Source organism: Bradyrhizobium cosmicum, from assembly GCF_032290525.1.
Classification (GTDB): Bacteria; Pseudomonadota; Alphaproteobacteria; order Rhizobiales; family Xanthobacteraceae; genus Bradyrhizobium; species Bradyrhizobium cosmicum_A.
The window spans coordinates 1-272 of the sequence record NZ_JASXTA010000235.1 but is presented as its reverse complement, the minus strand read 5'-3'; the positions used below and the strand labels follow the sequence as shown (position 1 = coordinate 272).

General features: G+C 60.3%; 1 protein-coding gene. It reads right to left on the bottom strand.

Features of this window, described 5'->3' with window-relative positions; genetic code table 11:
- Nucleotides 1-272 (bottom strand): type IV secretory system conjugative DNA transfer family protein (locus QSV46_RS39805; RefSeq protein ID WP_314964105.1); only part of this gene is annotated, 272 nt, incomplete at both ends.

Here is a 272-nt window from a genome sequence, read left to right as displayed (position 1 = left end):
GCGCATGGCTGGTCTTTTCCCAATGGGTGCGGCGTTCGAGCGCTCCTTCAGGATCAACCAGGATGTCGGCAATGTTCTGAACGTCGCGGACTTCTGCGACACCCTTGCGCACCTCGAGCAGCGGATTGTACCGGGCACTGCGTATGTCGGTCGGATCGAACAACAAACAATGCGAGAAGCGCGATCGCCAGCCGGCTGTGAGGTGCCAATTCTCGCCCTTGATGTCGTGAACCACAGCCGACGAGGTCCAGGACAGCAAGGTCGGCAGCACC